We start from the raw sequence: 8,641 nt of genomic DNA on the forward strand, positions 1-8,641 counted from the left end.
TTTAACATTCATCCTTAGATTATGAACTAAAAGATAGTTTCATAAGTGGTTTTCTAAGATCAGAAATAAATCCTTTCCAATTTATTTTTTCTTTTTCAAAAGCTTTTTCAACAATTTTCTCAGAATTTTTCTTTATAAAATCCAAATCAGGTTCTTCTACTCCTTTTGTTATTGCCATAAAATCAGCCAAAGAACTTGATACTACTCTTGTTAAATAAGCAGCACTGACAGCCTGAAATGTTCCAGAGACAAGCCAATTTGGGCCATGTAATTTTGTTATGCCAATTAGAGTCTGTCCACTCCATTCAATAACTCCCTGAGCAATTGCAGTCTTTAAAATCTCTTTAGATACTTTATCTAAAATTTCAGGAGACCAATTACATCCCCATATAGACTTAATTTCTTTAATCATTAAAGAATTTAATACTGTCATTGCCATAACATCAATTGATGGGATAGGAGATAAGAAAACAGTTGTTGCGACAAGAATTTGATTTTTTCTTTGTATACCTTTTAACTGCATTCTTCTTATCCCTTCAATTTCAGATTGCCAGGCAACATGAAGTTCTTTCAAGAGCCTTTTTTTTGTATTTTCAATATTTTTAGATGAACTTATGAAAAACTTCCTTAAAGAAAAAGGTATATTTGTTATTTCATTCTTATTCACATCAAAAGTAATAATTTTATTTATAAAGTCACTTGAAATTTGAGACTTTAGGTCTTCTATCTGATTTTTGGCTTCTATTTGGTTGGAAGTTAAAGCCACCAACCAGATTGGCATATTTTTAGGAAACTTTTCCAGCCACAAAAAATCATTTGCCGACAAAGGCAAGTTTATAAAATACAAGATTGCATCACTCTTCAAAGCTTCTTCTGGAATAACTTGAGAAGAATTGTATTTAGGCAGTTTTTCGTATAAATCAAAGTCAAACTTATCTGCTTTGAAATTACTTTTCAAAACAGATTGAAAACTTTGATAATCTTTTTGTCCAATGCAACTTATTTTTTCTTTTTCACATCTATTAAGAATAGATTCAAGTGTTTTTTGTCTTTTTGAATTCTGTTTTTCTAATTCATTTGTTGCTTCAAGTTCTTCAAAAAAATTTAAATCTTCATTACATAGATTTATCCAACCATCTAAATTATTTGGCTCATTAAATTTAGGCTTATCATTCTTCAAGTAAAAATATCCCCCCAAACACAACGCAAAAAATCCTATTGAGCCTCCTGCAAAATGAATTAAGTCACTGACAAACCATTCCCCAAAACCTAACAATAATAAAATAATAAGAAGATTTTTTTTTGGAAACTTTATGAAATCCTTTAAAAGGTTGTCTTTACTAATATCAAACACAATACTTTATTTTTCTAATTTTATTTTAATGCAAGTTGTGAATGAGAAAAGCAAAATTTCATAAGTCGTTAATCAAAAGATAAAAATTTAAGCCTTTTAAAAAGACTTATTGCATAACAAGATGCTAAGTTAATAGACTATTTAAATAACTTAAGAAACATCAAGATGTCTAATTCAAATTTCAGCAATAATCCTGGACAAGAAAATTACAGAGGTCGTTCTAACAATGAAAGATCTAATTTCAGAGATAGATCGGGCGGCAGAAGAGATGGAGGAGGATTCCGCATAAGATTGAGTGATAACGAAATGAAAGCTGTTAAATCAATACAAGAGACCTTTCAATTAAGATCTACCGTTGCAGTTCTGGGTTTCTCTGTTAGAACACTTAGCGAAATGATCAAAGACGAAAAATTGATTGAATCAATCAAAGAATATGCAAAAAATAATAAAAACTCTTCTCCGAGTAGACAATCACAAAATTCTTATGAAGAAAAGACAAAAACAGCACCTGACCCTTTTGCAAGACCTGTAAAAAGTACATCAACTGAAGAGATCCAATCTAGCGAAGTAGAAGAGGATGGCAAATAAAAAAAGAATTCTTTCGGGAGTTCAACCAACTGGTGATTTACATATTGGGAATTGGCTTGGGGCCATAAATAATTGGGTTACGCTTCAAGAGCAATATGAAACATTTCTATGTGTAGTTGATTTGCACGCAATAACAGCCTCATATAATCCCAAAGAATTATCTAAAAACACTATCTCTACAGCGGCTTTGTACGTCGCTTGTGGGATAGATCCAAATATATGTTCAATTTTTGTCCAAAGTCAGATTTCAGCGCATTCAGAACTTTGTTGGATATTAAATTGCATGACCCCAATAAATTGGATGGAAAGAATGATTCAATTCAAAGAAAAATCCATACAACAAGGTAATAATGTATCTATTGGATTATTTGACTATCCAATACTTATGGCTGCAGACATCCTTCTTTATGATGCTGACTTCGTACCAGTAGGTGAGGATCAAAAACAACATCTTGAACTTGCGAGAGATATTGCACAACAGAGAATTAATGCCAGATTTAGTAAGGATAAAAATATTTTAAAGATCCCTCAACCAATCATCATGAAGAATGGTTCAAAAATAATGAGTTTAATTGATGGTTCAAAAAAGATGAGCAAAAGTGATCCTAATGAGGGCAGTCGCATTAACTTATTAGATCCTCCTGAAATAATCACAAAAAAAATTAAAAGAGCAAAAAGTGACAGTTCTATTGGAATTGAATTTAACAACCCTGAGAGACCAGAATCTAAAAATCTTTTGATGATTTATTCAATATTATCTGGCAAAGAAATTTCTCAATGTGAAAATGAATTCTCAGAGACTGGATGGGGGACATTTAAAAAATTAATTACCGAACAACTTATTGAATCACTAGAACCTATTCAGAAAAAATATAAATTATTAATTAATGATCCCTATCAACTAAATAAAATCCTTAATGAAGGGAAGGAAAAAGCTGAAGATTTAGCAAATCAGACTTTAAAAAGAGTTAAATCAAAATTGGGATTCTTTGAAATGGAGAAATAAATTATGCCAATAATTACCTTACCTGATGGTTCAAAAAAGGTTTTCGAAAAATCTGTAACTATTCTAGAAATTGCCCAGAGTATAGGCGCTGGATTAGCTAAAGCAACAATTGCTGGGAAAGTAAATGATGTTCTTCTTGATGCAACAATTCCTATAAATAAAGATTCCAAAGTTGTAATCATCACATCAAAAGATAAAGAAGGAATTGAAATAATAAGACATTCCTTCGCTCACCTTATTGGTCATGCAGTTAAACAAATTTACTCTGATATTAAAATGGCGATTGGGCCTGTAATTGAAGATGGTTTTTATTACGATATTTTTTCTGAATACAGATTTACTCCTGAAGATTTAATAAAAATCGAAAATAGAATTAATAAATTAATAAAAACAAACTATGACGTTGAAATTTTACAAGTTTCTAAAGAAGAGGCAATTAAAACTTTTAAAGAAAGAGATGAGACTTTTAAATTAAGAATAATTGAAGAAATTCCTGAAGAAGGTCTCATCAATTTATACAAGCACGAAGAATACATCGACATGTGTAGAGGGCCTCACGTTCCTAACACTAGACATTTGAGACACTTTAAATTACTTAAATTATCAGGTTCATATTGGAGAGGTAATAGTGAGAATGAATCATTACAGAGAATATATGGAACTGCATGGGCAAAAGAAAAAGAACTCAAAGATTATTTAACAAGAATTGAAGAAGCGGAAAAAAGAGATCATAGAAAACTTGGTAAAAAACATTCACTATTTCATATACAAGAAGAATCTCCAGGAATGATTTTTTGGCATCCAAATGGATGGACAATCTACCAAGTACTGGAAAAGTACATAAGAGAAATACTCAAAAAAAATGATTATTTAGAAATTAAAACCCCACAAGCTGTTGATAAATCTCTTTGGGAAAAATCCGGTCATTGGGAAAAATTTAGAGACGATATGTTCACTACTGCATCAGAAAATCGAACTTATGCAATTAAACCAATGAATTGTCCATGCCATATTCAAGTATTTAATCAAGGTTTAAAAAGTTATAAGGATTTACCTATTCGTCTTGCTGAATTTGGTTCTTGTCACAGAAATGAGCCCTCTGGTGCACTACACGGCTTAATGAGAGTAAGAAACTTTACTCAAGATGATGCACACATATTCTGCACAGAAGAGCAAATTCAAGAAGAGGTATCTACTTTTATAGATCTTGTTTTCGAGGTTTATAAAACTTTTGGTTTTGATGAAATCATTATCAAATTATCAACTCGTCCTGAAAAAAGGGTAGGTAGTGAAGATATTTGGGATAAATCAGAAGAGGCTCTTACCAAAGCTCTCGATAATAAGAATCTAAAATGGGAACTACAACCTGGAGAAGGTGCTTTTTATGGTCCAAAAATAGAATTCTCGTTAAAGGATTGTCTTAATAGAGTTTGGCAATGCGGAACTATTCAGGTTGATTTCTCAATGCCTATTAGATTGGATGCAACTTATGTAGATATTGATAATGAGAAAAGAAATCCAGTTATGCTTCATAGAGCAATTTTAGGATCCTTTGAGAGATTTATCGGAATCTTAATTGAACAATATGAGGCAAAATTCCCAATTTGGCTTGCACCTTATCAAATAATTTTATTGAGCATTACTGATAGAAATATTGAAAAGTGTTTAAAGTTTAATGAATTAATAAATAATAATGGTTACCGATCAAAAGTTGATATTAGGAATGAAAAAATAGGATATAAAATACGAGAGGCAACTCTCGGGAGAGTTCCTTTAATTGCAGTTATTGGAGATAAAGAAGAGGAAATTGATTCAGTCGCTTTAAGAGCTTTGGATGGAACAAATTTAGGAATTTTCGACCTACCTAATCTATACAAATTAATGGATGAATTAATAGAAAAAAAAGGGAGAACAGAATAATTTCTAATATATGAATTTTCTCGCTTGTGATTTAGGAGGTACAAAGGTTCTATTAGGAATTTTCGAAAAAGAAATAAATAATAATTCGCCTAAGTTAATATTCAAAAAGAAATATATATCTTCTGATTGGGATTCTTTTGAACTAATCCTAGAAGATTTTCTCAAAAATGAATGCAAAAATATTACTCATCCTTCTTCTGCATGTTTCGCTGTAGCTGGTCCTTTATCTAACAACAACGCAAAAATCATTAACTTGTCATGGAATATTTCTGGAAATGCTTTACAGAACAAATTTAATTTTAAAAGCTGCGAGCTAATAAATGATTTCGCTGTACAAATTTATGGAATACCTTTTTTAAAAAAAAATCAATATTCTACTATCCAAAATGGATCCAATTGTGAAGGTACTAATAATGATTTGCATGCCATTGTTGGAGCGGGGACTGGTTTGGGCATTGCAAGAGGAATAATATCAGGGGAAAAGGTAAAAGTTTTAGCTAGTGAAGGTGGTCATGTTGAGTACTCCCCAAAGTCAAAATTAGAATGGGAATTAAAAATTTGGCTTAAGAATTACCTAAAAGTTGAAAGGATATCTTGTGAAAGAATTATTAGCGGCACTGGTTTATCAAGAATTGCCGAATGGAGACTAAGCAAACCTGATGCCCAAAACCATCCTCTACAACAATATTTAAAAAAAATTAAAATTTTTGATGCTGCGAGAAAAGAACTACCTGAAAAAATTTGTAATCTTTCTAAAGAAGGGGATCAGCTAATGATTGAAGTTGAGAGGATTTGGTTAGGCGCTTATGCCTCTTTATTGGGAGATGTTGCTCTTCAAGAATTGTGCTTTGGCGGGTTATGGATTTCTGGAGGAACCGCATCAAAACATTTCAAAAACTTTAAATCAGATTTATTTTTAAAACAATTTTTCGACAAGGGAAGATTAAAAGATATTCTTAAAACAATACCTATGAAAGTAATTTTAGATGAAGAGTTTGGACTTTTTAGTGCAGCCTGCAGAGCAAAAATGCTTTTAAAAACTTAAAAACAAAAAATGTCTATTCCTGAAGTAGGTAAAAAAATAAGGGTAACAGTGCCTTCCACAACTGCCAATTTAGGGCCTGGATTCGATTGTCTTGGAGCAGCATTAGATTTGTATAATGAGTTTATTTTTACAAGAATTGAAGGTGGTGGAGATAGATTTGATTTAATAATGGAAAGTACAGATGGTAATCATTTAAGAGGAGGACCTGAAAACTTAGTTTTTAGAGCAGCTCAGAAAGTATGGGAGAGCGCAAATATGGATCCTTTTGCACTTGAAGCAAGAGTTAAGTTGGCAGTGCCGCCTGCACGCGGACTTGGAAGTAGTGCTACAGCAATAGTTGCTGGACTAATCGGAGCAAATGCAATAATGAACTCTCCATTGTCCAAAGAAAAACTCCTTGAACTTGCCATTGATATAGAAGGTCATCCTGATAATGTAGTTCCCTCTCTTCTGGGTGGGCTTTGTTTGACAGCCAGGTCTTCTTCTCAAAGATGGAGAATCATTAGATGTGATTGGCACGATTCAATTAAAGCTGTTGTAGCAATACCTGCAATTCGTCTAAGCACAAGTGAAGCAAGAAAGGTTATGCCCAAGAATGTACCTATATCTGATGCAGTGACAAATATGGGGGCACTTACTTTGTTACTAAATGGCTTAAAAGCAGGAAATGAGGAACTTATAAAAGAGGGAATGTTTGATAAGCTACATGAACCCTACAGATGGAAACTTATTAAGGGTGGATTAGAAGTTAAAGATGCCGCACTAAATGCAGGTGCTCTAGGATGCGCAATTAGTGGGGCTGGGCCAAGTATCTTAGCTTTGTGTAAAAAAGAAAATGGTAAAAACGTCAGTCAAGCCATGGTAAAAGCATGGGAGAAGTCAGGTGTAGCTAGCAGAGCACCATTCTTAAACGTTCAAACAACGGGCAGCCAATTTAGCACTATCTCTGGTAAGTAGTTTTACTTAGGCATTTTTAATGTTATAGTCTCAAGCTAGTACAACTTCAACTAGAATAAAAAAATTATTCATTCCATAAATGAATTTAGAATCTTTTCCTTGGCTATCATCTATTGTTTTACTGCCTTTAATTGGGGCATTAATAATGCCTTTCTTGAGTTCAAAAGAAGGAGAAGATAATACACTCCCTAGAAATATCTCATTAAGTTTTTTATTTATAGATTTTTTACTAATAATCGGCGTCCTTTTTCAAAAATTCAATACTTCAGATAGCTCTTTACAACTGGTAGAAAGAGCTTCCTGGTTACCATCAATAGGCTTAGAGTGGTCTCTTGGCGTAGATGGGTTATCTGCTCCTTTAGTAGCTTTAAGTGGGTTAATTACATTTTTATCAGCTGCGGCTAGTTGGAAAATTAAGAAAAAATCTAATCTATATTTTGCTCTTTTATTAGTCCAAGCATCAGCACAGGCACTAGTTTTCCTTTCTCAAGATTTCCTATTATTTTTCTTGGCATGGGAACTTGAATTAGTTCCGGTATATCTTCTTATTGCGATTTGGGGAGGGAAAAAGAAATTATATGCGGCCACTAAATTCATTCTTTATACAGCTTTAGCTTCTTTATTAATACTCATAAGTGGGTTAGCACTTGCCTTGAGTGGTGATACCTTTACTTTAAATATTACCGATTTAACCAATAAACATGTAACGGGCAGCCTAGCTTTATTATCTTATTTAGGATTTTTAATTGGTTTTGGAGTAAAACTTCCTATCTTTCCATTACATACTTGGTTACCCGATGCACATGGAGAGGCTAATGCTCCAGTTTCAATGTTACTAGCTGGAATACTCTTAAAAATGGGAGGTTATGCTCTCTTAAGATTCAATGTTCAAATACTACCTGAAGTACATCTTCAAATTGCACCTGCGTTAATTATTCTTGGAATCATTAATATAATTTACGGAGCTCTAAATGCATTTGCACAAGATAATGTTAAAAGGAGAATTGCATGTAGCTCTGTGAGTCATATGGGTTTTGTTCTATTAGGGATTGGAGCAGTAGATGCTTTAGGTATAAGCGGAGCAATGCTCCAAATGATCAGTCACGGACTTATAGCTGCAGCTATGTTTTTTGTTACGGGCTCATTCTATGAAAGAACAAATACTCTTTCGATACCAAATATGGGCGGTTTGGCAAAAGTCTTGCCAATAACTTTTGCTTTTTTCTTAGCAAGCTCTTTGGCCTCTCTAGCACTACCTGGGATGAGCGGTTTTATAAGTGAAATAACTGTATTTTTAGGTATCACTAGTCAAGAAGGATTTAGCTCTATCTTTAGATCAATCACGATTCTAATTGCAGCCATAGGATTAGTTCTAACACCAATATATCTATTATCAATGTGTAGAAGAGTATTCTTTGGCCCTAGAATTCCTGCACTAGCTACAGTTAAAGAGATGAATGGTAGAGAATTGACTATTGGTTTCAGTTTATTGTTGCCTACATTGGTAATAGGTTTTTGGCCCAAAATCGCCATAAATTTATACGAATCTTCAACCAATGCTCTCAGTCAGCAGCTTACTTTAGCTAAATTGGTTGGATTAATACCAACTTTAGTTAATTAAATTATTTTAATAAATGGATACCTCAATTTTTAAATATGGAGAATTACCAGAATTTAAAAAATTTACTCCCGAAAACATAAGTAAACAATTTCCCCTAGTACTAGAAAAGATTGCCAAAGACTTTGAAAACATAGAGAAAAATTTATCAAA

Annotated in this window: 7 protein-coding genes; 6 read left to right on the forward strand and 1 reads right to left on the reverse strand. The window is 32.7% G+C overall.

Features of this window, described 5'->3' with window-relative positions; genetic code table 11:
• Nucleotides 1-19 precede the first annotated feature (19 nt).
• The gene (locus MK115_RS06680) at nt 20-1,354 is read right to left on the reverse strand and encodes a YcjF family protein (protein ID WP_287610448.1); all 1,335 of its coding nucleotides are present in this window, start codon (nt 1,352-1,354) and stop codon (nt 20-22) included.
• Between the two features lie 165 nt (nt 1,355-1,519).
• Between MK115_RS06680 and MK115_RS06685 the strand changes: the two genes are divergently transcribed.
• The 6 genes from MK115_RS06685 to MK115_RS06710 all read left to right on the forward strand — a co-directional run bounded on the left by MK115_RS06685 (nt 1,520) and on the right by MK115_RS06710 (nt 8,491).
• Nucleotides 1,520-1,942, forward strand: coding sequence for a DUF8668 family protein (locus MK115_RS06685; protein ID WP_025971923.1), 423 nt, complete (start codon nt 1,520-1,522; stop codon nt 1,940-1,942).
• Nucleotides 1,932-2,948 (forward strand): tryptophan--tRNA ligase, encoded by a 1,017-nt coding sequence (trpS, locus tag MK115_RS06690; protein WP_287610451.1) that lies wholly within the window; start codon nt 1,932-1,934, stop codon nt 2,946-2,948. The genes MK115_RS06685 and trpS overlap by 11 nt, the downstream gene beginning before the upstream one ends.
• A gap of 3 nt (nt 2,949-2,951) precedes the next feature.
• Nucleotides 2,952-4,868 carry a threonine--tRNA ligase gene (gene thrS, locus MK115_RS06695; protein ID WP_287610453.1) on the forward strand — a complete coding sequence of 639 codons (1,917 nt, stop codon included), beginning with the start codon at nt 2,952-2,954 and terminating at the stop codon, nt 4,866-4,868.
• A gap of 10 nt (nt 4,869-4,878) precedes the next feature.
• The gene (locus tag MK115_RS06700) at nt 4,879-5,913 is read left to right on the forward strand and encodes a glucokinase (protein WP_287610455.1); all 1,035 of its coding nucleotides are present in this window, start codon (nt 4,879-4,881) and stop codon (nt 5,911-5,913) included.
• A 9-nt stretch (nt 5,914-5,922) separates the two neighbouring features.
• Nucleotides 5,923-6,870, forward strand: a complete 948-nt coding sequence (gene thrB / locus MK115_RS06705) for a homoserine kinase (RefSeq protein WP_287610457.1) — start codon at nt 5,923-5,925, stop codon at nt 6,868-6,870.
• Between the two features lie 79 nt (nt 6,871-6,949).
• Nucleotides 6,950-8,491, forward strand: coding sequence for an NAD(P)H-quinone oxidoreductase subunit 4 (locus MK115_RS06710; protein WP_287610459.1), 1,542 nt, complete (start codon nt 6,950-6,952; stop codon nt 8,489-8,491).
• Nucleotides 8,492-8,641 lie beyond the last annotated feature (150 nt).

The sequence above is a fragment of the Prochlorococcus sp. ALOHA_ZT_50 genome (assembly GCF_022447305.1).
Taxonomy (GTDB): domain Bacteria; phylum Cyanobacteriota; class Cyanobacteriia; order PCC-6307; family Cyanobiaceae; genus Prochlorococcus_A.

Excerpts from the sequence above, each read along its gene's own strand:
- MK115_RS06685 (WP_025971923.1), top strand. The coding sequence starts at position 1,520 with ATGTCTAATTCAAATTTCAGCAATAATCCTGGACAAGAAAATTACAGA.
- trpS (WP_287610451.1), top strand. The coding sequence starts at position 1,932 with ATGGCAAATAAAAAAAGAATTCTTTCGGGAGTTCAACCAACTGGTGAT.
- thrS (WP_287610453.1), top strand. The coding sequence starts at position 2,952 with ATGCCAATAATTACCTTACCTGATGGTTCAAAAAAGGTTTTCGAAAAA.
- MK115_RS06700 (WP_287610455.1), top strand. The coding sequence starts at position 4,879 with ATGAATTTTCTCGCTTGTGATTTAGGAGGTACAAAGGTTCTATTAGGA.
- thrB (WP_287610457.1), top strand. The coding sequence starts at position 5,923 with ATGTCTATTCCTGAAGTAGGTAAAAAAATAAGGGTAACAGTGCCTTCC.
- MK115_RS06710 (WP_287610459.1), top strand. The coding sequence starts at position 6,950 with ATGAATTTAGAATCTTTTCCTTGGCTATCATCTATTGTTTTACTGCCT.